This window comes from Mesorhizobium sp. M0184 (assembly GCF_040322215.1).
Classification (GTDB): domain Bacteria; phylum Pseudomonadota; class Alphaproteobacteria; order Rhizobiales; family Rhizobiaceae; genus Mesorhizobium.
The window spans coordinates 91,717-115,072 of the sequence record NZ_JAMYSZ010000020.1 but is presented as its reverse complement, the minus strand read 5'-3'; the positions used below and the strand labels follow the sequence as shown (position 1 = coordinate 115,072).

At 62.8% G+C, this 23,356-nt stretch carries 24 protein-coding genes and 1 pseudogene; 13 read left to right on the top strand and 12 right to left on the bottom strand.

The features are described 5' to 3' along the window. Positions 1-83 precede the first annotated feature (83 nt). Positions 84-602, bottom strand: a pseudogene (locus tag NKJ23_RS22805) (MFS transporter); the annotation flags it as partial. A gap of 1,361 nt (positions 603-1,963) precedes the next feature. On the opposite strand from NKJ23_RS22805, the gene NKJ23_RS22800 reads away from it, so the two are divergent. Genes NKJ23_RS22800 through NKJ23_RS22790 form a run of 3 tightly spaced genes read left to right on the top strand, consistent with a single transcriptional unit; the run spans position 1,964 to position 5,145 of the window. Further along, on the top strand, positions 1,964-3,178 hold the full coding sequence (locus NKJ23_RS22800; protein WP_352682566.1) for an efflux RND transporter periplasmic adaptor subunit: 1,215 nt from the start codon (positions 1,964-1,966) through the stop codon (positions 3,176-3,178). Between the two features lie 7 nt (positions 3,179-3,185). Beyond that, positions 3,186-3,929 (top strand): ABC transporter ATP-binding protein, encoded by a 744-nt coding sequence (locus NKJ23_RS22795; RefSeq protein WP_352454020.1) that lies wholly within the window; start codon positions 3,186-3,188, stop codon positions 3,927-3,929. Between the two features lie 37 nt (positions 3,930-3,966). Further along, positions 3,967-5,145, top strand: coding sequence for an ABC transporter permease (locus NKJ23_RS22790; RefSeq protein ID WP_352682564.1), 1,179 nt, complete (start codon positions 3,967-3,969; stop codon positions 5,143-5,145). Positions 5,146-5,292: 147 nt separating this feature from the next. Here the strand turns inward: NKJ23_RS22790 and NKJ23_RS22785 are convergent, their stop codons facing one another. The 5 genes from NKJ23_RS22785 to NKJ23_RS22765 form a co-directional block, all read right to left on the bottom strand. Further along, entirely contained in the window at positions 5,293-5,766 is a 474-nt protein-coding gene (locus NKJ23_RS22785; RefSeq protein WP_023675329.1) for a DUF992 domain-containing protein, read from the bottom strand. Between the two features lie 136 nt (positions 5,767-5,902). Beyond that, a complete protein-coding gene (locus NKJ23_RS22780) occupies positions 5,903-6,748 on the bottom strand; it encodes a tetratricopeptide repeat protein (protein WP_352588237.1) in 846 nt (281 codons plus the stop codon). Positions 6,749-6,909: 161 nt separating this feature from the next. After that, positions 6,910-7,182 carry a 30S ribosomal protein S21 gene (gene rpsU, locus NKJ23_RS22775; protein ID WP_023675331.1) on the bottom strand — a complete coding sequence of 91 codons (273 nt, stop codon included), beginning with the start codon at positions 7,180-7,182 and terminating at the stop codon, positions 6,910-6,912. A 263-nt stretch (positions 7,183-7,445) separates the two neighbouring features. Next, a complete protein-coding gene (locus NKJ23_RS22770; RefSeq protein ID WP_352454023.1) occupies positions 7,446-7,832 on the bottom strand; it encodes an SET domain-containing protein in 387 nt (128 codons plus the stop codon). A 129-nt stretch (positions 7,833-7,961) separates the two neighbouring features. Next, complete coding sequence (locus NKJ23_RS22765; protein WP_352682562.1) at positions 7,962-8,720, bottom strand: SDR family oxidoreductase; 759 nt, start codon at positions 8,718-8,720, stop codon at positions 7,962-7,964. Positions 8,721-8,932: 212 nt separating this feature from the next. On the opposite strand from NKJ23_RS22765, the gene NKJ23_RS22760 reads away from it, so the two are divergent. Continuing rightward, positions 8,933-9,661 carry a hypothetical protein gene (locus NKJ23_RS22760; RefSeq protein WP_352682560.1) on the top strand — a complete coding sequence of 243 codons (729 nt, stop codon included), beginning with the start codon at positions 8,933-8,935 and terminating at the stop codon, positions 9,659-9,661. Positions 9,662-9,708: 47 nt separating this feature from the next. Here the strand turns inward: NKJ23_RS22760 and NKJ23_RS22755 are convergent, their stop codons facing one another. Beyond that, positions 9,709-10,083, bottom strand: coding sequence for a YrdB family protein (locus NKJ23_RS22755; protein ID WP_352682558.1), 375 nt, complete (start codon positions 10,081-10,083; stop codon positions 9,709-9,711). Between the two features lie 200 nt (positions 10,084-10,283). Between NKJ23_RS22755 and NKJ23_RS22750 the strand changes: the two genes are divergently transcribed. From NKJ23_RS22750 to NKJ23_RS22725, 6 genes are read left to right on the top strand one after another with little or no spacing between them, the layout of a single operon-like run. Beyond that, positions 10,284-11,537 (top strand): sarcosine oxidase subunit beta, encoded by a 1,254-nt coding sequence (locus NKJ23_RS22750; protein ID WP_352682555.1) that lies wholly within the window; start codon positions 10,284-10,286, stop codon positions 11,535-11,537. Next, entirely contained in the window at positions 11,537-11,959 is a 423-nt protein-coding gene (locus tag NKJ23_RS22745) for a hypothetical protein (protein ID WP_352682553.1), read from the top strand. Before NKJ23_RS22750 ends, NKJ23_RS22745 begins: the two co-directional genes overlap by 1 nt. Before the next feature lie 8 nt (positions 11,960-11,967). Next, positions 11,968-12,264 (top strand): sarcosine oxidase subunit delta, encoded by a 297-nt coding sequence (locus NKJ23_RS22740; protein ID WP_292519105.1) that lies wholly within the window; start codon positions 11,968-11,970, stop codon positions 12,262-12,264. Further along, the gene (locus NKJ23_RS22735; RefSeq protein WP_352682551.1) at positions 12,261-15,254 is read left to right on the top strand and encodes a sarcosine oxidase subunit alpha; all 2,994 of its coding nucleotides are present in this window, start codon (positions 12,261-12,263) and stop codon (positions 15,252-15,254) included. The genes NKJ23_RS22740 and NKJ23_RS22735 overlap by 4 nt, the downstream gene beginning before the upstream one ends. Further along, positions 15,247-15,825 (top strand): sarcosine oxidase subunit gamma, encoded by a 579-nt coding sequence (locus NKJ23_RS22730; protein WP_352682549.1) that lies wholly within the window; start codon positions 15,247-15,249, stop codon positions 15,823-15,825. The genes NKJ23_RS22735 and NKJ23_RS22730 overlap by 8 nt, the downstream gene beginning before the upstream one ends. Positions 15,826-15,878: 53 nt before the next feature. Next, positions 15,879-16,103, top strand: coding sequence for a hypothetical protein (locus tag NKJ23_RS22725; protein WP_023675341.1), 225 nt, complete (start codon positions 15,879-15,881; stop codon positions 16,101-16,103). A 103-nt stretch (positions 16,104-16,206) separates the two neighbouring features. Here NKJ23_RS22725 and NKJ23_RS22720 read toward each other — a convergent pair whose 3' ends face one another. Further along, on the bottom strand, positions 16,207-16,446 hold the full coding sequence (locus tag NKJ23_RS22720) for a DUF680 domain-containing protein (protein ID WP_352682547.1): 240 nt from the start codon (positions 16,444-16,446) through the stop codon (positions 16,207-16,209). Between the two features lie 179 nt (positions 16,447-16,625). After that, entirely contained in the window at positions 16,626-17,267 is a 642-nt protein-coding gene (locus NKJ23_RS22715; protein ID WP_352682545.1) for a TetR/AcrR family transcriptional regulator, read from the bottom strand. An 83-nt stretch (positions 17,268-17,350) separates the two neighbouring features. On the opposite strand from NKJ23_RS22715, the gene NKJ23_RS22710 reads away from it, so the two are divergent. After that, positions 17,351-17,971: a hypothetical protein gene (locus NKJ23_RS22710; protein WP_352682543.1), complete on the top strand. Its 621-nt coding sequence runs from the start codon at positions 17,351-17,353 to the stop codon at positions 17,969-17,971. A gap of 40 nt (positions 17,972-18,011) precedes the next feature. Here NKJ23_RS22710 and NKJ23_RS22705 read toward each other — a convergent pair whose 3' ends face one another. The 3 genes from NKJ23_RS22705 to NKJ23_RS22695 form a co-directional block, all read right to left on the bottom strand. Then, the gene (locus NKJ23_RS22705) at positions 18,012-18,506 is read right to left on the bottom strand and encodes a MaoC family dehydratase (protein WP_031211357.1); all 495 of its coding nucleotides are present in this window, start codon (positions 18,504-18,506) and stop codon (positions 18,012-18,014) included. 39 nt (positions 18,507-18,545) lie between these two features. Continuing rightward, positions 18,546-19,361: an SDR family oxidoreductase gene (locus NKJ23_RS22700; protein ID WP_352682542.1), complete on the bottom strand. Its 816-nt coding sequence runs from the start codon at positions 19,359-19,361 to the stop codon at positions 18,546-18,548. A gap of 520 nt (positions 19,362-19,881) precedes the next feature. After that, complete coding sequence (locus tag NKJ23_RS22695; RefSeq protein ID WP_352682540.1) at positions 19,882-20,709, bottom strand: MurR/RpiR family transcriptional regulator; 828 nt, start codon at positions 20,707-20,709, stop codon at positions 19,882-19,884. Positions 20,710-20,855: 146 nt separating this feature from the next. On the opposite strand from NKJ23_RS22695, the gene NKJ23_RS22690 reads away from it, so the two are divergent. Both NKJ23_RS22690 and NKJ23_RS22685 read left to right on the top strand, forming a co-directional pair. Further along, positions 20,856-21,680: an N-formylglutamate amidohydrolase gene (locus NKJ23_RS22690; protein WP_352682538.1), complete on the top strand. Its 825-nt coding sequence runs from the start codon at positions 20,856-20,858 to the stop codon at positions 21,678-21,680. A 22-nt stretch (positions 21,681-21,702) separates the two neighbouring features. Beyond that, positions 21,703-23,265, top strand: a complete 1,563-nt coding sequence (locus NKJ23_RS22685) for an amino acid permease (RefSeq protein WP_352682536.1) — start codon at positions 21,703-21,705, stop codon at positions 23,263-23,265. The last annotated feature ends 91 nt before the right edge of the window (positions 23,266-23,356 follow it).

Below are 23,356 nucleotides of genomic sequence, written 5' to 3'. Positions count from 1 at the left end.
CACCACCGTGCCATGGCCGCTCGCCCCTCAGAGCAGGCGCCGTTCTCTCTCCAAAACTTTTTGCAGAACCTTCAGCACACTATCCAGGACGAGAATTCGTTCATGACCGCGCCGAGCACCGGCCCGCTGAAGGCGGCGACACCCCAGATCGCCGACATGACGCCGAAAAGCTGCGGCCAGATCGCGCGGGCAAACAGCCGCTCGACCGAGACGAAGGCCAGCGACACCAGCGCGCCGCCACCGAGCCCTTCGATCAGGCGGCCGCAGAGGAACAGCGGCATCGAAGGCGCGGTGGCGCAGACCAGCGCGCCGGCGGCATAGAGCATTGCGGCGACCATCATGTTGGTACGCAGCGCGACATAGCTCACCCGCCGTCCGGCGGCCGCACCGGCAACGATGGCGCCGAGCTCGTAGATCGCCAGCGACCAGCCGACCAGTTGCACGCCGGCGAGTTCGCCGACCATGGCCGGCATGACCGTTGCTACCATGGTTTCGTTGGTGGCGTGCAGCAGGATGCCGAGGCCGATGAAGCAGATGCGCGCCAGGTCGCCGCTCGCCCACAGCGCGCGCCAATCGACCCCGTTTGTGCTTGTTTTGGTCATCCAGTCCCCCGAGCTTCCCTAGACGCTGGTCTAAAATATTGGAGCGCTCTTCGTCTCCAAATGGGCACGCGGCGCTTCGGGGACGGCTTGTAAAACCTCAACCGCAGTTGAGTTCAAGCGGTTTCCGGTGTGCTGAGATGATGATGTAGGCCGGAAGCCAGGGTGATCGTGCATCTCGGCTCCACGATCAACCCGCTCTGCGGCGCAACTGATACTGGCTGACGCCGATTGCGATGTTCACGCCGTTCTACCAATCGATTTAGCAGCACCTCAACCGACGTATATCCCAGATACTGGTTGCCAGCTTCCGCAAATATGGTTAATATATTAGCAAGAAGAAATATTCCCGCTTACAGTCGTACTGGAGCACGACAATGGGCGCTGCCGATTTGCGCAGGCCAAGTATTGCGGCGATTCTGTGCGCCGCAGAGGGCCCTTCATCCGAAAGAGTCTTGTCACCCGAAAGAGTCTTGGGAGGCCCGGCGGCTTAAAGCCGTTGCTGGCGGCCTCATAACTTCCGCATCCCCCACAGCATAATCGATCGAGCCGAATCGAGGGCTTTGTTGCGCCCTCATGCTGCCGACCAGTGCCAGAGATGGCCTGCGCAGCACACTCTAGCTCTGGCAAAATCGGAGGCTCCACGGCTTGCGTGCGATAGGCGGGGGTATCGGGCCGGATGGAGGACGGCTCGAGGAGAGCTGAGAGCTGATTGAAGGCCGACAAAACCTGGCCGGAAGTCACCGATGGTGTCGGTCCCATGGAACTCCCGGGCGTTACCGCCGCGCCGAGGATTACCGTAACGAACAAAACGCTGCGCATCATGTTCTGACCACCTCTGAGCCGGAAGGGAAAGGTAGTCCCTTCCAGCTCTTTAATCTGCACTTGGCAGTGCCGAAGAGGAATTCTACAAACCTATAGAATAAACCCGTCAACAGCCAAATACATAGATGTTTATTAGAAAATTTCGGATATTACTACTTGCAGTGGCCGGGATTACCCTCGCAGGCCGTCTCGGTCTTGTTGCCAATGTTGCCTTGGCCTTCAGCCGTATCCTGCGTTGCCGTGCCGAACGCATTGCCATTCACATCCTTCGTGGTCTCATTGCACACGCAGTCCGGAACCGACCCCGTCTTTGTACAGGAGGCCACGCCAGCGGTGCCGCAGAAGTCCGTGCACTGTGTCTGCGATACGCCGGGACAGGTCTGCGCTAGCGCTCCGCCTGTTCCAAGCAACAGTGCCCCACCCATGAAAGCCGCAGCCGCGGCCACCTTTAAACCACTACATCTACATCCAATAATCATGTTTTCCGCGGCGATATCGTCACAACGGTGCAGGCGGCTGGCACGCTGAACGCGCTAGTTATGGTGGAAGTCGGTTCTCAGCTCTCGGGTCGGGTGAAGGACCTCTATGTCGACTTCAACTCCAAGGTCACCAAAGGCCAGGTGATAGCCCGGGTTGAGCCGGAGATTTACGAAGCGAGAGTAGCGCAAGCCCTTGCCGAACGGGAGATGGCGCAAACGCAGGTTTCGGTACATCGGGCGCAGATCGAGCGGGCCAGGGCAGAGATGGAGACCGCCGAGGCCAGATATGATTCTGCAGCCGCACAGACTACACGCGCCGAAATCGCGCTCGATGGTGCGGCGCAGGAAGTGAACCGCAAACGTTCCCTGGCTAAACAGAAGATCATCGCGGTGGGAGAATGGGAGCGGGAGAATACCGCACACAATTCTGCCAAGGCGCAGGCGACTGCCGCCCAGGCCGAGGAACTGTCGCAATCGGCAGTCGTTCGAGCCGCCAAGGCGACCCTCAACATGGCAGAAGCGGAGCTCGCCAACACGCTTGCCCAGGTGAAGCAGAAGGAAGCGGTGCTTCAGCAGGCCCAAATTGATCTTGACCGCACCTATGTACGCGCGCCGGTCACCGGCACAGTGGTCAATCGCGCCGTCAGTGGCGGTCAGACCCTGGCGGCTAGCCTGCAGACCCCGATACTGTTCACCATAGCTCAAGACCTGACTGAGATGCAGGTGGAAGCTTCTGTGGTGGAAGCCGACATTAGCCGTTTTGCGCTCGGGCAGCCGGTTACTTTCACTGCCGATGCCTATCCCGACCGAATTTTCACCGGCACGGTAAAACAGATACGCAAGGCACCGCAGGTCGTTCAAAACGTCGTCACATACATAGTGGTGGTCGGTACGCAAAATTCCGATGAGCTGCTGTTGCCCGGCATGACCGCCAATCTGAGCGTGGTAATGGCCAAGCGACAGGGAGTCTTGAAAGTGCCCAATGCGGCCCTGCGTTTTCGGCCGCCGAGCGATACCGGGGACGAGGCGCGATCAACCGCGCCGGCCATTGCCGAAACGGGCGTAGAGGCGGGAAGCCCGGGCGAGGTATTTGTATTTGGGCCAGACCGCGAGCCGAAGCTTGTCTCGCTCCGGCTTGGAATCACCGACGGTCGTGCAACAGAGGTGCTGGCAGGCGACCTGACTGAGGGGCAGCAGGTCATTATGGGGCTTGCCACTGCTCCGCGTCGGGACGATGACGCGTCTTCCGTCCTGGTCAAGTTCCGGTTGTGGTGAGGTATTCATGGCTCTGATTGACGTCGACCGGCTGCGCCATTGCTACCGTGTTGGCGGAGAGCCGGTGTGGGCGCTCGAAGGGGTGAGCATGACGATTCAACGAGGCGAATTCGTCGCGGTGATCGGATCTTCAGGATCGGGCAAGTCTACCTTCATGAACATACTGGGCTGCCTCGACAGTCCGAGTGAAGGCCGTTATCGGCTGAACGGGGTAGACGTCGGTGGACTCCATCACGATGAACTCGCTGCGATCCGCAATAGGAACATCGGTTTCGTGTTTCAGTCGTTCAATCTGCTGCCGCGGGCCAGCGCACTAGAAAACGTGGAACTGCCGCTTGTCTATCGCCGCATGTGGGCTGGTGAGCGGCGGCGCGCAGCGCTGGCGATGCTGGCCAAGGTAGGGCTCGCCGATCGGGCCAGACATACTCCTGCCGAACTCTCGGGCGGACAACAGCAGCGCGTTGCCATTGCCCGCGCCCTGGTGACGGAGCCTTTACTTCTACTGGCCGATGAACCCACTGGTGCGCTCGACAGCCAGACAGGGCTGGAGATCATGGCAATTTTCCGCCGACTCAATGGAGAGGGCCTGACCATTGTGCTGGTCACCCATGAGGCTGAGATAGCTGCCCATACGGATCGCATTGTAGCCTTTCGAGACGGCCGCGTTCTGTCAGACACCCCTGTCATACAGCAGGTCCGACCTTTGGATGACACTCGCCGTCTAGCGCTGGCGTACAACAATGTCCGGTAGCACAAGAACCGCCCTGCGATCATTACGCTCCCATCATATGCGCAGCGCGCTCACCATGTTGGGCATCATCATCGGTGTGGCCGCTGTCGTGGTGATGATCGCGATCGGGGTTGGTGCGCGCGAACGGATCACCGCGCAGATCCGCAGCCTCGGCGCCAACCTCATCAGCGTCAGTCCGGGCAGTGCGAAGATGGGCAGCGTCCGCCTTGGGGCCGGTGGCGCGCCGCGGCTGAGTGAAGAGGACGCAGCGGCGATCGGAATGGAAATCCCCGGCGTCGTGGTGGCGGCGCCACTCCTCTACGCCCGCGAGCAGTTCACGATCGGCTCCGCCAATTGGCAAGGCGTGCTTCGCGGCGTGACGCCGGAATATTTCTCAGCGCGCGAGTGGCGGGTTATTGCCGGGCAGGAGATGACCCCGGAGGACAACAACCGCGTCGCCAACGTGGTGCTCCTCGGAACGACGATGCGGGAGAAGTTGTTCGGAAAAGCCGATCCGCTGGGCGCCGCGATCCGCATCCGCGACGTGCCGTTCACGGTGATCGGACTGCTGGAGCGGAAGGGCCAGAGCGTGTGGGGCGATGATCAGGACGATGTGGCACTTGTGCCGCTGAGGACGGCGCGACGTCAGTTCATTGGCACGAGCCGTGCCAATCCGACCTTCGTACACAACATCACCGTCAAGTTCGCCGATTGGACCTCGGCCGAGGGCACGATGGCAGCGATCCGCCAACTCCTGTGGCAGCGTCACCGGTTGCGGACAGGTCAGGAAGACAGCTTCATGGTGAGCAACCTCGCCGAAGCTGCGAATGTCGAAGGTTCGACCACACGCGTGGTGTCGCTGCTGCTTTCGGCGGTGGCCTCAATTTCGCTGGTCGTGGGCGGGATCGGCATCATGAACATCATGCTGGCGACGGTGACGGAGCGGGTCCGCGAGATCGGACTGCGGCTTGCGGTGGGCGCGCGACGGCGAGATATCCTTGCCCAGTTTCTCGTTGAGGCAGCAACGCTTGCCCTGCTCGGGGGTATTCTAGGTGCTGGTATTGGGATTGTTGCTGCAATCGCCGTTGGGTCTATCGCTCAATGGCCGGTGATCATCGATCTCAGCGCCGTCCTGCTGGCTATCGGCTTTGCCGCGGCTGTAGGCGTCTTTTTCGGCTACTATCCCGCCCGCAAGGCCGCAAGCCTACAGCCGATCGAAGCGCTGCGCGCAGAATGAGTTTGGCGCCACCGCGCGATCATCGGTCAATTTCGAAGCCGCAAGGCGCCCAATCAAAAGGCTGCCACGCGCCGGCGACTACGCGGCGCGGAACCGTCCTATCCCGGCGCATGATGAAAGGCCACGGGCCGTATTTGCCAGAGGCCGTTATTTGAACGAGTGGATCAGGTCCAGCGAGGTGACGGCGACCGCCAGGTTGACGCCGGTCTGTGCCTGGACACTGAGCGGCTGCAGCGAAAAGGCGCTGTCGAGGCCGCCGACCAGGAGATTGGCGCCGCCACCGGTGACCACGCTGGCCTCGGCGTTCACGCCATAATAGCTGCCGGCAAGGTCGCCTTCATCGTGGTTGCGGGTCGCCGCCAGAACCGCCCATACCAGCTGGCCCTGATGCGTCCGGCCGACATCGACGCCGAGCTTGGAAATCACCCCTGTATAGACTTCAGAGGGGCCGCCACGATGCGGACGAAAGACACAGGAAACACCCTTGTTGGAGGTGACGAGATAGGCCGTGCCGCCGTCGATGGTGCAGTCGAGCACGCCGAGCTGGAGCTTGCTGGCGCTGGCGGGAGCGGCAACGACGGTCGTGGCGAGAGCAGCGGCACAAGCGAGTTTCTTGATCATGGCAGGGTCCTTTCGAAATTGCCTTGTACAAACGGCTGAGCACGCCGAGCGTTCCGCCGAAAACTTGGCGCCGGCAAAGCGAAGCTAAACGCAGGGTTGTCGGAGTGCGGAAACGGAGGCCCGATTAACCGGCCGCTCAGCCGGCACTGGTGCGGGCCAGGCCGTCCTTGGCCGGCTGGTAGGTCGGATTGAGGTGCACGGCCTCGCGGTAGGATTTCGCGGCCCTGACCTTGTCGCCGCGCCGCTCGTAGATCAACGCCTGGTTGGACCAGGCCTCGGCATTCTTGCCGTCGAGCTTGATGGCCACGTTGAAGTCGGCGAAGGCATTGTCCTCGTCGTTCATGGCAAGGTAGGAGAGGCCGCGCCCGTTGTAAGGCTCGGAGGCATCCGGCGCCAGCGAAATGGCGGTCGAGAAATCCTCGATGGCAAAGGCGTGCTGGCCCTGACTCTGATAGATCAGGCCGCGATTGTGATAGGCGCGCGCATCGGTCGTGTCGAGCTGGATGGCTTTCTGGAAATCGTTGAAGGCTTCCTGGACCCGGCCCGCCCTGCGGTAGAGATTGCCGCGGCCGATATAGGCGGCGTCATAGTTGGAATTGATCTGGATCGAGCGGTTGTAGTCGGCAAGCGCGCTTGCCTGATCACCGAGGAAGCGCTGGATGAGCGCCCGGTTGGAATAGGCCTGGTAGAAATTCGGATTGAGCTGGATGGCGGTGTTGAAGTCCTTGAGCGCCGCCTGGTACTGGCCGCCGCGGCCATAGGCCGAGCCGCGCACATTGTAGGCTTCCGGATCCTGGGGGTTGCGCTGGATCACCGCCGACAGTGAGGAGATGTTCTCGGTCGAGGCTTGCGCCTTGTCGATGTTGTTGAACTCGCCGGTCGGAACGCTCTGGCAGCTGGCAAGCGCCATCCCGGAAAGCAGGGCTGCCGTCAGGGCGAGGCCGCGCCACGCGGTTCTGCGCTCTACGGTGATTGCGTCCATGTCTGCCCTGTCCTTACTGCGCCGTCTGGTCCGTTCCCCCTCCGAACCGGCATCTCTCCCAACCGGTCCTCTCGGACCGGGTCGAACTCACAACAAAAAGGTGGCGGCGATTCCGCATCGCGCCACCTTGGATATCCTTGGAAAAGGACGAAAAATTGACGTCAGAACCGCGGCGGACGCGGAGCACCGGCACCGGCAGCACCGGCCGCGACCGGACGCGGCGTCATCGGCAGCAGGCCTTCACGCTGGGCGCGCTTGCGGGCCAGCTTGCGGGCACGGCGCACGGCTTCCGCCTTTTCACGGGCGCGCTTCTCGGAGGGCTTTTCGTAATGTCCGCGCATCTTCATTTCGCGGAAGATGCCTTCGCGCTGCATCTTTTTCTTGAGCGCGCGAAGCGCCTGATCAACATTGTTGTCGCGGACGAGTACCTGCACGTGCAATCCTGTCTTTCGGTTTGAAATCAACAGGCAAGCGGCCATAGCCGCAAGCCTCCGCGGCGCGTTACACCACGAATTGGGGCGGCTGATAGCAGAATCAAGGGGCGCTGTCCACAGCCGATTGAGAGGCGGTGCCGATCCCGAAACGAGAAACCCGCCTCGGCGGCGGGTCTCTGGTGAATCAGCACCATACGCAATTTAGTAGCATAGCTGCCGGCACAAAGCAAGAACAAAATTCGCCTTGGGTCAGATAGGCGCGGCTATGCCGTGGCCAGGTGGAGCTGCTCGAAACCCTCGAAGAACTCGCCGTAGTCGCAGGTTATCTCCTCGCCGGCGGCGATGTCGCGGGTCGCGGTGGCCCCGCCATATTGCGAAAAGTCGGTGTTCGGCTTGTCGGCGTGGTTCATGAAGCGGCCATTGTCGACCTCATAGACCATGAAGCCCGGCCGGTCCGGACTGGGATAGGCATATCTGTCGAGCAATTCCTTGAGGTGCGGCGGCGCCGTCTCGTATCTTTCCATCGGGATCAGCCGGTCGAAGTCCGGATCGAGCCGCCAGATCTGCGCCCCTTTCCGGATCGGCTCGGCGGCGAACACGCCGACGCCTTCGATTGCGCTTGCAGCGATATACGTCCTGATCAGCAGCATGTTTCCAACCCGTTTTCGAGGAGAAGACGGAATCGTCAAATCGCCGGGAAAAGCAAGACCGGTTTTTCCGGCATTGCGGCTGGCGGGCTGACATTGCGGCTGGCGGGCCGACGCCAACCGCGAAACGCTTCACGTGCGGGTGATCGAGACACCGCCGTCGGCGAACAGTGCCGTGCCGGTGGTGAAGCTCGATGCATCGGAAGCCAGGTAAAGCGCCGAGCGGGCGATCTCCTCTGGCTCGGCGACGCGCTTCAAGGCATGCAGGTTTTCGACGAAGGCCCGCGATTCAGGTGTCTTGAATGTCGCCGAAGGCGTGTCGGTGCCGCCCGGCAGCAGCGCGTTGACTCGAATCCCCTTGGCGCCAAATTCGGCGGCCAGCACCTGCGTCAATCCGATCAGTCCGGCCTTGCTCGCGGCATAGCTGGTCATGCCGGGCATGCCGACCGTGTAGCCGACGAAGGTGGAGGTGAAGATCAACGACCCGCCGCCGCGTTCGACCATCGCCGGCACCTGGTATTTCGCGCCGAGAAAGGCGCTGGTCAGATTGGTATCGAGCGTCTCGCGCCAGCCCTCCAGCGACAGCTCCGAAACCGGCCCCATCCTACCGACCGAGCCGGCATTGTTGAAGGCGATGTCGAGCCCGCCGAATTTCTCGACCGCCAGGTCGACCAGGACTTTCGCGTAGGCTTCGTCACGGACATCGCCGGCAAGAGCGACGGCGGTGCCGTCGGCGTCCGCGATTTCGGCAACCAGTGCGTCGAGCTCGGCCTGGCGGCGGGCGGCGACGACGAGCCTGGCGCCTTGCTCGGCAAAGAGCTTTGCCGTGGCGCGGCCGATGCCGGAACTAGCGCCGGTGACGATGGCAACTTTGTTGGTAAGTGCGAGCATTTTTTCTGCATCCTTTTTTCGAGCCGGCTCTGGCCGGCAATCGGGATGCTTGGTCGCAAATCGGGGCGGCGTGAACCACCCGATACACGCGCTGCCCTCGACAGCGCTCCTTGACGTCCGCTGGCCACCAGGCTACGGCTCGTCATCCAAAAACTCGCGGGTGGACGCGCCACCCATTTGCAATGACCCCCCAAGACATGATGAGCAAGTTGTTGGCCTCCGGCTTCGAGGGCGACAGCGAGTTGACGTGGGCTCTTCGTTCGGAATTTGGCAAAGGCTTTCCGATCGAAAACCTCCGACCGCTGCTGGTCTCCAGCAATGGCCAGACACAAGCTGCAGCGGTGTTCATAGCGGTCGAAATGGGTTCCAGGCTGAGCTATAAGCTAAATTGTGTTGTCGCCGAGATAGCCGATCTGCTCGATAGCAAAGCTTCTCATCTCCGCTTCGATGCAATTGGGGCGCTCCGGGGCTGCACCACGCCGGCCGATGGCGCCATTCTCGGTCGCGTAATGCTGCGGCTGGATGACGAACATGTCGGCGTTCGATGGAAGGTTGTCCAGTTCATCTGCCTTGCGCAGCGCTGGCAGCTAAGGCTTGCGGTGGAAAATGCCGCCGCGCTTCGCCCGGACTCAGCTTTCACGACACTGGTCGACGCCTATGGTCACTATGTCATGCCGAGTTCCAAGGACCTGCCACGGTTACTCGAACATCCGGATGCGGTTTTGCGGCGCTTTGCGGCGGCCGTGGCTATCAGGCCGCGCGAGGTTATCGTCGATCGCTTCGTGGCCATGGCGGAGCAGTCGGACGATGCGGAAATTCGTCAAATCGCTGCCGATTGCCGCAAAGGCTATTTGCGGGCGACCTATGCAATCGGGCCGTCCATCGTGAAGCGTGCTCCGGCTGACCCGTCAAAAAGCGAAGCTCAGAACAGCGACCAGTGAAAGCACGGCGCAAACGGCAAGCGCCGTCGCAAACAGGGGCAAGGCGACTATTGCCTAAGCAGCCAGCCGAGCCGATCGAGCGAAAATGCGTAGCTGACGGCGATCAGCAGGGCGACGGCTATGCCGGCTGTCGTGTAACCGGCCACGTGGAATCCGGCAACGCCGCCGAACAGGATGACGAGTTCGAGCACCAGCCGCAAACCGCCCGGCACCGGAACCGGCGCCCGCCCCGAGCGGCTCGGATCGTTCGGCACCGCGAAGATTCCCCAGAGCGCGGCGGCAACGAACGGCAATGCCACGGCAAGGATCCAGCGCCACATGCCCGCTGAGAGGCTCCAGCCCGCCATGCCGAGGCCGAGCAAAGCGGCGAGCTCCAGCAAGAAGCGCAATGTCAGATTCCACCAGACGTTAGCCACCGCCATAATCCTCCGATCGTCAGGCGACGGATAGCGGTGGAAGGCAATTGCATCAACCTGCCCGGATGCGGCTTTTTCACCACGGCGCAAAACGGCAAGCGCCGTCGCAAACAGTGCAAGGCTGGCAGCACGGTTTCGCTAGTGATACAAGCTCGCGCGCCGGGGCTGGCTGATCTGCCCTGCCGCCATTTGCGAGGCCTGCGACGTTGAAGAAATACTCGGTATTCGCCATCGCCCGCGAGGCCATGCGCGGTCATAGAGGCTGGGAGGAACAGTGGTCCTCGCCGGAGCCGAAGAAGGAGTACGACGTCATCATCGTCGGCGCCGGCGGCCACGGCCTGGCCACAGCCTATTATCTCGCCACCGTGCACGGCATCACCAACGTCGCGGTATTGGAAAAAGGCTGGCTCGGCGGCGGCAATACCGGGCGCAACACCACCATCATCCGCTCGAACTATCTCTACGACGAGAGCGCCGGCATCTACGACCATGCGCTGAAGCTGTGGGACGGGCTCAGCCAGGAGCTCAACTACAACGTCATGTATTCGCCGCGCGGCGTCATGATGCTCGCCCACAACATCCACGACATCCAGGTGCTGAAGCGCCACGTCCACGCCAACCGGCTGAACGGCATCGACAATGAATGGCTGACGCCGGAGCAGGCAAAGGAATTCTGCCCGCCGCTCAACATTTCGCCCGGTGCGCGCTACCCGGTTATGGGTGCTGCCCTGCAACGCCGCGGCGGCACGGCGCGGCACGATGCGGTCGCCTGGGGCTATGCGCGCGGCGCCTCGGCGCGTGGCGTCCACATCATTCAGAATTGCGAGGTCACCGGCGTCAAGCGGGCGCCGAACGGCGCGGTAACCGGTGTCGAGACGACGCGCGGCTTCATCGGCGCCAGGAAGGTCGGCGTGGTTGCCGCCGGGCACTCATCGGTGATCATGAACATGGCCGGCGTGCGCATGCCGCTGGAAAGCTATCCGCTGCAGGCGCTGGTGTCGGAGCCGGTCAAGCCGGTGGTGCCTTGCGTGGTGATGTCGAACACCGTGCATGCCTATATCTCGCAGTCCGACAAGGGCGAGCTGGTTATCGGCGCCGGCACCGACCAGTATGTCTCCTATTCGCAGACCGGCGGGCTGCACATTTTGCAACATACGCTGGACGCCATCTGCGAGATGTTCCCGATCTTCACCCGCATGAAGATGCTGCGCTCATGGGGCGGCATCGTCGATGTGACGCCGGACCGTTCGCCGATCCTGGCCAAGACGCCGGTGCCCGGCCTCTATGTCAATTGCGGCTGGGGCACAGGCGGCTTCAAGGCGACGCCGGGTTCGGGCCATGTCTTTGCCCATACGATCGCCAGGGACGATCCGCACCCGATCAACGCGCCCTTCACCATAGAGCGCTTCCGCACCGGCCGCCTCATCGACGAGGCGGCGGCGGCGGCGGTGGCGCACTGATGATGACCGAGATGGCCGTCGCCATGCCGCTGATGCTCGCCGGCGAGCAAGGCCTGTTCCATATCCCCACGCCAGAGGAGGTGCGCCTGCAGCCCATCAGCCGCGCCGGCAATGAAGCGGATTGGCCGTTTTCCGTCGACGAGGGTGTACTCGCCTGCGCCTGGAGCGCCGGTCAGAGAGTGGTCACCTTTATGGAGAACCGGCCAGCCGATCTCGAGGAAGGCGAAAAATTCGAGCGGCGCTACGTCATCGTGACGACCGAACCGATGACGCTTTCGGTCGGCAATATGGCGTATCGCGACCTTTTCCGCCCGGCAGCCAGCATCGAGGAGCGCATCCGGCTGATCGCGCCCTTCGTGACGATGGGCCAGAGGCTTTGCGACCAACCTGCCGGCGCTCGCGTCGGCCACGGCGAACTGTAGGACCAACCATGCTTCTCATCCGCTGCCCCTATTGCGAGGAAGAGCGTCCGGAGCTCGAATTCCGCAACGCCGGCGAGGCGCATATCGCGCGTTCCCCAAACATCGCCGGCGAGAGCGACGACGATTTTGAAAAATTCTTTTTCATCCGCTCCAATCCCAAGGGGATCATCTATGAGCGCTGGCGGCACATGCATGGCTGTGCGCGGTTCTTCAATGCCGTGCGCGACACCGTCAGCGACAGGTTCCTGATGACTTACAAGGCCGGCGAACCGAAGCCCACCAAGCTGCCGGGAGCCGCCAAATGAGCGCCACGTTCCGCATTGCCGGCGCCGGGCGGCTCAAACAGGCAAAGATAGCTGGCTTCAGCTTCGACGGCCGCCCCTATACCGGCATCGAGGGCGATACGTTGGCCTCGGCGCTGCTTGCAAACGGCGTCCATCTCGTCGGCCGCTCGTTCAAGTACCATCGGCCGCGCGGCTTCCTGTCGGCAGGCGCCGAAGAGCCGAACGCGCTGGTCGAGATCAAGCGCGACGCGGCACGCAAGACGCCGAACGTGCGTGCCACGGTGCAGGAACTCTATGACGGATTGACCGCACAGTCGCAGAACCGCTGGCCGTCGCTCGCTTTCGACATCGGTGCCGTCAGCAGTATTGCCTCGCCGATGCTTTCGGCCGGCTTCTACTACAAGACCTTCATGTGGCCGAAGGCCGCGTGGAAAAACCTCTACGAGCCCAAGATCCGCGCCGCCGCCGGTCTCGGCGTCGCTCCTGACCAGCCGGATCCCGACCACTATTCGGCGCGCTTCGCCCATTGCGAGGTGCTGGTGCTTGGCGGCGGTGCCGCGGGCATCGCCGCGGCATTGGCCGCGGCCGAGACCGGCGCGCGCGTTATCCTTGCCGACGAGCAGGCGGAATTCGGCGGCAGTCTGCGCTTCGAGAGCGGTGCCCGGATCGACGGCCAGGACGGTTTTGCCTGGGCGCAGTCCGCTGTCGCCAAGCTCCGGACGATGGACAATGTTCGCGTACTGCCCCGCGCCACGGCTTTCGGCTATTACGCGCAGAATTTCGTCGGGTTGGTCGAGCGCGTCAGCGACCATCTGCAGAACCCCGGCCGCGACCTGCCGCGCGAGCGGCTGTGGCAGGTTCGCGCCAAACGCGTGGTGCTGGCGACCGGCGACATCGAGCGCCACATGGTGTTTGCCGATAACGACCGCCCCGGCATCATGCTGGCGTCGGCGGCGCGCACCTATCTCAACCATTATGGCGTCGCCGTCGGCAGGAATGTCGGCGTCTATACGGCAAACGATTCCGCCTATGCGGCGGCGATCGACCTGAAAAAGGCCGGCATCAACGTAGCGGCGATCGTCGACCTGCGCGACAACCCGACCGGGCCGGCGATCGACGAGGCGAGGGCGCTCGGCATCGAGGTCAATTTCGGCCGCGCGGTGATCCGCGCCGGCGGCAAACTGCGGGTGTCGTCGATGACCGTGCAGCCGAAGAATGGCGGCGGCGAACGCACCATGCCGGTTGACGCAATCCTGATGTCGGCCGGGTGGACGCCGTCGGTGCATCTGTTCTCGCAATCGCGCGGCAAAGTTGCCTTCAACGACGAGACCAAGCGCTTCGTGCCCGGAATTTATGCGCAGGACTGCGTCTCGGTCGGCGCCTGCAACGGCACCGACGGGCTGTCGGCGACGATCGACGAGGCCTACGCGGCCGGCGCCAAGGCGGCCAAGGACGCCGGCAGCAGGCCGGCCAAGGGCACCAAGCCGAAGGTCGACGCCGGCGAGAGCTGGTCGCGCGGCATGCTGGGTGCAGCACCCGGTGCCGGATCGGATACGACGGTTAAGGCCTTTGTCGACTTCCAGAACGACGTCACCGCTAAGGACATCCGCCAGGCAGTGCATGAGGGCATGCGCTCGATCGAGCACGTCAAGCGCTTCACCACCAATGGCATGGCGACCGACCAGGGCAAGACCTCCAACATGCACGGCCTAGCGATTGCCGCCGAGACGTTGGGCAAGCCGATCCCGCAGGTCGGGCTGACGACGTTCCGCGCGCCCTATACGCCGGTGACATTCGGCTCGATCGTCGGCCACGCGCGGGGTCCCCTGTTCGACCCGACCCGCAAGACGGCGATCCATTCCTGGGCCGAGCGCCAGGGCGCTGTATTCGAGGATGTCGGCCAATGGAAGCGCGCCTGGTATTTCCCGAAGCCGGGCGAGGACATACATGCCGCCGTCGATCGTGAGTGCGTCACGGTGCGCAAGACAGCCGGCCTGTTTGACGCCTCGACGCTGGGCAAGATCGAGGTGGTCGGGCCGGATGCGGCCAAATTCATGGAACTGCTCTACACCAATCCATGGGAGAAGCTCGAGCCCGGCCGCTGCCGTTACGGCATCATGCTGCGCGAGGACGGCTTCATCTATGACGACGGTGTCGTCGGCAGGCTTGCACCCGACCGTTTCCATGTGACGACGACGACCGGCGGCGCGCCGCGCGTCATGAACCATATGGAAGACTATCTCCAGACCGAGTTCCCGCATCTCAACGTCTGGCTGACCTCGATCACCGAGCAATGGGCGGTGATTGCCGTGCAGGGACCGAAGTCTCGCGACATCATTGCGCCGCTGGTCGAGGGCATCGACATGTCGGATGAGGCGCTGCCGCATATGTCGGTGCGCGAAGGCAAGATCTGCGGCGTGCCGACAAGGCTGTTTCGCATGTCGTTCAGCGGTGAGCGCGGCTTCGAGGTCAACGTGCCGGCCGATTACGGCGAGGCGGTCTGGGAAGCGCTATGGGCCGAGGGCCAGAAGCACGGGGCCTGTGCCTACGGCACCGAGTCGATGCATGTGCTGCGCGCCGAAAAGGGCTACATCATCGTCGGCCAGGATACCGACGGGACGGTGACGCCGAACGATGCCGGGCTCGACTGGGCCGTCGGTAAGAAGAAGACCGATTTCGTCGGCATTCGCGGCATGGCGCGGCCGGATCTGGTCGCCAAGGGCCGCAAGCAGCTTGTCGGCCTGAAGACGAGAGATCCCAAGGTGGTGCTGGAGGAGGGCGCGCAGATCGTCGCGGACCCGAAGCAGGCAATCCCGATGAAGATGATTGGCCATGTCACCTCGAGCTATTGGTCGCAAAATTGCGGCCGCTCGATCGCGCTGGGGCTGGTCGCCGGCGGCCGCGATCGCACGGGCGAGACGCTCTATGTGCCGATGCCGAACGGGGTGATCGAGGTGGAGGTCACCGGCATGGTGTTCTTCGACGAGAAGGGGGAGCGCCTCAATGGCTAAGGCCGCTTTGAAAACCGACGCCGCCGGACCCTCAGTCGAACGCCGTCCGGCTCTCGCCGGCCAGTCGCTTTCCGCCGCCGGCGTTACACTTGCCGTGCTGCCGCCGGCCGAGCGCATATCGCTGCGCGCGCCGGAAGCCTCGATTGCGGCACTTTCGAAAGCGCTCGGCGTCGTCCTGCCGCAAAGGCCGAAAACCTCGGCGGCAAAGGCCGGACGCACGGCCTTGTGGCTCGGGCCGGACGAATGGCTGGTCATCGACGAGAGCGGAAAAGATCCGCTCGACGACTGCGCCAGCATTTCCGTACTGCATTCGGCGGTCGGCATCTCGCACCGCAACGTCGCCATATCGGTTACCGGTCCGGCTGCCGCGGCGACGATCAATGCCGGCTGCCCGCAGGATCTGTCGCTCGACGCCTTTCCGGTCGGGGCGGCGTCGCGCACCATTCTCGGCAAGGTCGAAATCGTGCTGTTGCGCACGGCGGCCGACGCGTTCCGCGTCGAATGCTGGCGTTCCTTTTCCGATTATGTCTTTACTTTTCTGTCGGAGGCAGCGCGCGACGCGGCAGCATAGGCATGTTCGCCGCGCCCGACCGTTCCGCGACAGCGAGCCGAGGGAGAATGCAAATGCCGCCGAACTCCGCGCCGAAGTCGCCGGTCAAGACGCCGGCCGTGCGCTCTTTCGAAGACGAGCAGCGCACTGGGACGGATATCGAAGAGGAACTCGAGGAAGGCCTCGAGGATACATTCCCGGCCAGCGATCCGGTGTCGATCACCGGAACGGCCATTCCCGGCGCACCGGCAAGGCCCGGAAAGCCCAAAAGCGTGGTGGGACAGAAGCGCAAGAAGTGATCTGCGCGGGGTGACAAAAAGCAGGGCTGAGGCCGGCGCGATGGGCGGCCGGAAATTGCTGCCGCCCTTTCGTTTCCTCACCGCGTATTGTCGCCCGATCGGCTCAGAAGCTGCTTGGCACGATCCACGGGTCGATGCCGATGCCGAGCCTCGGGCCCTTGCTGCCGGCCTTGTGGGCCGCGGCATCGGCCTTTTCAAGCGATCCGGTCGGCGCGCAATCAAGCTTCGCACCGGTCTTGGTATCGATACAGGTCACTTCTTGCTTGGCTGGCTGACTGCTGCCGGCAAATGCGGCGCCAGAGAGCGCCAGCAGGGCGGCAAGCGTGAGGATTGCCTTCTTCATCGTCGGTCTCCGGTTCAGCTATTGAATTGCTCGTACATGTACGGCATTGCGTACAGATACGCCTTGGACTCCCGGTGTTCAAGCAAAATCGTACGCGTACGGAGAATTGCCGAACGCTCGGCGCCGCAGTGCAGATCGTTCGGAGAAGATATCCTGCAGATCGGGAGGAGCGCCGCTCTTCAGCAGTTGACCCGCGGCGTGAGCGGCGCAATCTCGTGCGCGGCGATGGCTTCGAGCATGATGTCGCCGATCCGTGTGATGAACGTCGTCTGGTCGCCGAACGGGTAGAACGGGAAGGTGATCAGCAGCGAGATGGCGCCGTGGCCGACCGCCCACAGCATGGTGGCGATGGCGCGTGGATCGCCTTTGAGCCTGCCGGCGGCAACGCAGGCTTCGACCCTCGCGATCAGCACTTTCATCGCCGGGTTGCCGCTCTCCATTTCGGCGAAGGTCTTTCCGGCTGGCGGCCTGACTTTTTCGGTCATGAAGACGGTGCGGTATTCGTTGGGATTTTCCAGTCCAAAGGCGGCGTATTCGACAAGCACCGCCTTGAGCGCCTCGATCGGGTCGTCGGCCGTATGATTTGCGATGCGCCTGGCCAAGGTCTCGAAGGCATCCTCGGCCAGCGCGAACAGGATGTCCTGCTTGTCGGCGAAATAGGAATAGACCGACATCGGCGCATAGCCAACGCGCTTGGCGAGCTTGCGGATGGTGAGGCCGTCATAGCCTTCTTCCTGGACAAGCTTGTGCGCGGCGTCGACAAGTTCGGAACGCAGTTCAGCCTTTTGTTTTTCGCGGCGCTCCTGGACGCTTAGCTGCAACTTTCTACTGCCTTATGACTGATGGCTGGATGCAGCATATATACGCTGTACGGCGTCGGGCAAGGGTGGCACCAAGCAGAAGCTTGACTGTCGCATGGCTGGCGATCGCGCTCGGCTTCGCCATGGAAGCTCTCATTCTGACCGTCAGATTTGCGGCAGGTGCCTACCCGGCGACGACGCAGGTTCTGATCGAACTGGCGCAAGGCGTGACCTGGTCGTTCTTCGTCTGCGCCGGCGTCAGCCTCGGCACGGCGCTCACCAAGGTGCGAGGCTCGCTCGGTGGCCTGATCGGTGCGATTTCGGCGCCACTGGCGATGGGCATCGCCAAAGGGACGCAAAAGGTTATGGTCAGCGCGCTGGACGCGGCGGCAAAGCCGGCCATCCTGTCGCTCACGACGCTCGGTGTGCTGCGGGCGATCGAATACGGGCTGCTCGGCTGGGCACTGGCGTCGCTGGCATCGAAGGAAGAACCGCGTCCGCTCCATTTCGCGCTGGCAGGCGCCCTGATAGGCGCGGTATTCGGCGGCGGCATCACGGTGCTGACGATCGAGACGGCCGCGGCGAACGACGCTGCTCTCGCAATGCCACAGGCGATCGCAACCGGCCTCAACGAGATCGTGTTTCCAATCGGTTGCTCACTGGTCGTCTACATTGCGCTGCAGGTCAGCCGCCATATGAAGTATGTCGCGGCCGAAGCCAAATAGAATTGGCACAGATAGATTTGGCTTCTCCGCCTGACGAGAGTCAGACCGCTTCCGGCTGGCGTTCGATCAGCGTCAGCGTCAGCCAGCGCGCGGTCAGCGCCGGTTTTTTCGAGCCCTCGATCTCGATCGTCACGTCGTGCGCCGTCTGCACCCACCCCGACGGCCTGACCTTGACGTCGGCCAGCACGAAACGGGTGCGGATGCGCGAGCCGGTCTTCACCGGCGCCAGGAAGCGCAGCGAATCGAAGCCGTGATTGACGCCCATCTTGCTGTTTTCCAGCGGCGGCATGGTTTCGAAGGTCATCGCCGACAACAGCGAAAGCGACAGGAAGCCATGCGCGATGGTGCCGCCGAACGGCGTTTCGCGGCTGGCGCGTTCCGGATCGCAATGGATGAACTGATGGTCGTCGGTGGCATCGGCGAACTGGTCGATCATGCGCTGGGTGACGACCCGCCATGGCGACACGCCGACTTCCTTGCCGACGTTGGCCAGAAGCACATCGAGACTGATCGGTTCCACGCTGATGTCCTCCATCTTCACCCCCGGCATTTCACTCGCCGGATGGCGTGCGTCTCATTCCTTGAACAATGTCAGCCCGTGTTGCACCGACTGCCCGCCATCGATCGGCAGGATGGCGCCGGTGACATAGCTGCCGGCCCGGCTGCACAAATAGAGCGTTGCGCCGGCAATGTCATCCGGTGCGCCGATGCGGCCGATCGGAACGTGGTTGCCGATATGTCTTGCCTGGTCCTCGGTGCCGGTGGCGAAGGCCGTCATCCGGCTCTGGAAAGGGCCAGGCGCAAAGGCGTTGACGGTGATGCGGCGGGCGGCGAACTCGATTGCCAGGATGCGCGTCAGGTGGTGAACCGCGGCCTTCGAGGCCGAGTAGGAGTAGGCATCTTCGGCCAAAGGCTGCGTGCCCATCACCGATCCGAGGTTGATCACCCGGGCCGGGTCAGCATCGCTGGCGGCGGCCTCGAGCAGAGGCAGCAATTCGCGCGTCAGGTGGAAGACCGCGGTGACGTTGACGCCGAACACCTTGGCCCAGGCATGGTAGGGAAAGCTTTCCAGCGGTGCGCCCCAGGAGATGCCGGCATTGTTGACCAGGATATGCAGCCGCTCGGTCCGCGCCCTGACCTCGGCCACAAGCGCCGCAATGCCGGCCTCGCTGGAGACGTCGCCGGCAAAACCTTCCGCCCGGCCGGATGCGCCAAGGCCGTTCAACTCGCCCGCTACCCTGACGCAATCCTCGCTCTTGCGCGAGGCGATCATCACGGTGGCGCCGGCCATGACCAGAGCGGTCGCCGCCATGCGGCCGATGCCGGTCGCGGCGCCGGTGACCAGCGCCGTCTTGCCGGCGACTGAGAACAGCTCGTCCAGATAGCTCATCGAATTCCTCCGCGCAGTTCACTGCGCTTTTGCCTGGTTATCAAGCGAGCGGCGTCGCGTCGACAAGGCTAGCCGAACTACGATTATCCTTGCCACGGCTAAAGTATCCGGACCGAGGCGATGGTGCGCTTTGCGGCTGAAATGGTTAAGCCCCAGCGGCAAGGTGTCCGTTCGGCCGTGACATGGGTCGGATGAATGATGCGGCCATTTCCGTTAGCGAGCACCTTGTAAGCGGTTCATTTCGCACGTGAAGCAAGTCGTCATTACTCCTCCGCCCAAGCCGCAGGCGGGTCTTGAGGAGTTGGGAGGTGGCCGAGCAGTGGGGCGGGACTGACATTCGTATTCGTGGACGGGGACTATGCTTTCGGGGGGAAAGCCATGGGTAAGAAACAACGCACCGTCCTGCTGGCAGCGGTTTTTGCGACTGCCTTTGGCATCTTTTTGCTGATCCTGATCCTGCAGATGATCAGTTTTTTAGTGGACTAGACCGAAGCGAAACGCGTCCCTTTCCGGAGGGGCTCTACCGCAGGCTTTCCAGTTCGCGGATGCGTTTGGCGCCGTCGGCCTCGAGCTGCCTTGTGACGGCGCCGATCAGCGTTTCGGCAACGACGAAAAGTGCGGCGGATGAGTCCCAGGCCGAAGGCACGGCGGTGCGCCCGGCAATGACGTGGCGGGCGAAGCGGGCGATCGGCGACAGCCACTGGTCGGTAAACAGCACGATCTGCACGCCGCGCTGGTTGGCGGTCTCGGCGAAACGGACCAGGCTATCCTGGTAGCGCCTGATGTCGAAGATCACCAGCACGTCGCGCTTGCCCATGTCGATCAGCCGGTCGCGCCAGACGCTTTCCTGGCCGGCGAGATGGAAGACGTTGGGTTTGATGATAGCAAGGTGGGCCGCCATGTAGCGCGCCAGCGGGTCGGTGAAGCGGCCACCGATCAGGAATGTCTTGCCGCGCCGGTCGGCCAGCTTGGCGACGATGTCGGCAAGCTGCTTGTCAGAGAGATGCCGGAATGTCTCGCGCATATTGTCGAGCGTCGCCTCCAGCATCGGCGACACGGCGCTGCTGCCCGGCGACGGGGAATTGAGTGTCCGTGACGCCGGCGACTGCAATTGCGCCGCCAGTTCGTCTTGCAGCGCCGACTGGAATTCCGGATAGTTCTGAAAGCCGAGCCGGGCGACGAAACGCAGGATCGTCGGCGATGATACGCCGGCCGTAGCCGAGAATTCGGCGACCGTCTTCAGCCCGATCAGTGGATAGCTGGCGATCAGCGCTTGCGCTGCGCGCCGCTCGCCGGCCGGCATGGTGCCGATGCGGTCGGAGATCAGTTCGGCAATGCTCGAAACCATGCTTTTTCCCCACCCTGGCCGTGCCGTTAGCGCATTATCGAAATCGCGTTTGACAAAGCCGGCCAAACTGTATGAAATCATCCGCAGGGACGCAATGAGGCAAAATACGTAACATACGATACAGCGCTCCCCGGGGACAGCAGACAATGGAGACAGCACGGCCCGCCAGCCTTGCATCGCCTGAAACCGTAAGGGTGACGAACCCCGGCGGATCGAGCCCCTTCGTGCTGACCTGCGACCACGCCTCCAATTTCCTGCCACCGGAATTCGGAACGCTCGGCCTTGCCGCCGAGGATCTTTCCCGCCACATCGCCTGGGATCCGGGCGCCTTGTCGGTGGCGCGCCGCATGGCCGAGGCGCTCGATGCGACGCTGGTCGAGACCTGCCTCTCGCGGCTCATCATCGACTGCAACCGCCCGCTCGACGCGCCGGACCTGATAGTGACGGTCAGCGCCAGCGAAAAAACCGTGGTCCCGGCCAACCAGGGACTTTCGGCCGACCAGCGGGAGGCGCGCATCGCGCTGGCGTGGCGACCGTTTCACGAGCGGATCGCAACGGTCATCGACGAGCGCCTGGCGGCCGGGCGGGAGACCAGGCTGGTCTCGATCCATTCCTTCACGCCGCTCTACAAAGGCAAAAGCCGGCCCTGGCACATCGGCATCATCCATGACGAGGACCGCCGGCTGGCGGCGCCGCTGATCGCGACACTGAAGCGGCTTGCCGGCGTCAGCGTCGGCGTCAACGAACCCTATTCGCCGGCCGACCGGGTCTATTTCACGCTGGAACGCCATGCGCGCTCGCGCGGGCTGCCCTGCGCAATGATTGAAATCCGCAACGACGAGATCGCCGGCGCGGCCGGGCAGCGGAAATGGGCGGATCTGCTCACCGGTATTTTTCTCAATCTGGAGCCCGAAGCGGCCAAGGCCTCCAGACCAAGCGCAGTCGGAAAGTCAGTTCAATCGGCCAGCTAAGAAACCAAAAGGGGACTTTAAAATGGTAGCACCGGGTTACAGCGAAGTTGACAAGAAGGAGGACCTGAAAGTTCTCCACGGAATGGGCTATGCTCAGGAACTGTCGCGAAGCATGAGCCGCTTCTCGAATTTCGCGATCTCGTTCTCGATCATCTGCATCCTCTCAGGCGGCATCAATTCCTTCGCGCAAGCGACGTCGTCCATCGGTGGCGCCGGCGCTGGCATCGGCTGGATCGTCGGGTGCATGGTTTCGGGATTTTTCGCGCTCGCCATGGCCCAGATCGCCTCTGCATTTCCGACCGCCGGCGGCCTCTATCACTGGGCATCCATCCTAGGGAACCGTTTCACTGGCTGGCTCACCGCATGGCTCAATCTGCTCGGCCTGATCACCGTGCTCGGCGCCATCAATATCGGTACTGCTTTCTTCTTCGTCGGCACTTTCGGCGGAGCCTTCGGCATGACTGGCACGCCTGGTGAGATCGTCGGGTTTGTCGCGTTCATCACCGTGTTGCAGGCGCTGCTCAATCATTTCGGCATCAAATTGACGGCTATGTTGACGGACGCCTCCGGCTTCCTGATCCTGGCAACAACAGCCGTGCTGATCGTCGCCTGCCTGATGTTTGCTCCAGCGATCGACATTACGCGGCTGTGGACGTTCACGAACTATTCGGGCGACGCGGGCGGCGGTGTTTTCCCGCAGTCCGATTCCATGACGTATCTCTTCCTGCTCTGCCTGCTACTGCCGGTTTACACCATCACTGGCTATGACGCGTCGGCGCATACTTCGGAAGAAACGTTGAGGGCGGCGCACTCGGTTCCGCGGGCAATCGTTTCGTCCGTAGTCTGGTCGTCGCTGATCGGCTGGGTGATGCTGTGCGCGATCGTACTGGCGATTCCGGACCTGGCGGCCGGCGCCAAGCAGGGCTGGGGCGTGTTCTTCGCCACGATGGACGCGATCTTGCCGGCGTGGCTGAAGACACTGCTCTATCTGGGCATCCTGATCGCGCAGTTCCTCTGCGGTCTGGCAACGGTCACCTCTGCCTCACGCATGCTTTTCGCCTTCTCGCGTGATGGCGGCATGCCGGTCGGCTCGGCCTCGCTAGCCAAGGTCAGCCCGACCTGGCGCACGCCGGTCAATGCGATTTGGACGGCTGCTGTGCTCGAGGTCATCTATGTCTTTCTTGCCCAGTTCATCTCGGTCGGCGGCACGAACATCTATACCATCGTCGTCAATTCGACATTGGTGTTCCTGTTTCTGTCCTTCATCATTCCGATCGTGCTCGGCATGATGGCTTTCGGAACGGAAAAATGGCCGAACCCCGGCCCATGGAACCTCGGCGCCGGCCTGTTCAAGCTGTTTTGCATCCTGTCGGTCATCGGCATGGCGATCATCTTCTACATCGCCATCCAGCCGCCGAACGACAAAGTGCTCTATATCACCCTGGGCTTCATTGTGCTGACCGCGGTGCTTTGGTTCGGTTTCGAGAACCGCCGCTTCCAGGGGCCGCCCATCGGCGACCAGATCGCAAAGCGTCAGGCGGCGATCAAGGCAGCCGAGCTAGCCATAGGCGAAGCCGGCGCCTGACGCCCTCTCATGACCATGGCCGGCATTCGCGCCGGCCGTGGTTTTCGTTTCCTTTTCAAAGTGACAAGCCCGAAACGACAAGCGCTGGAGT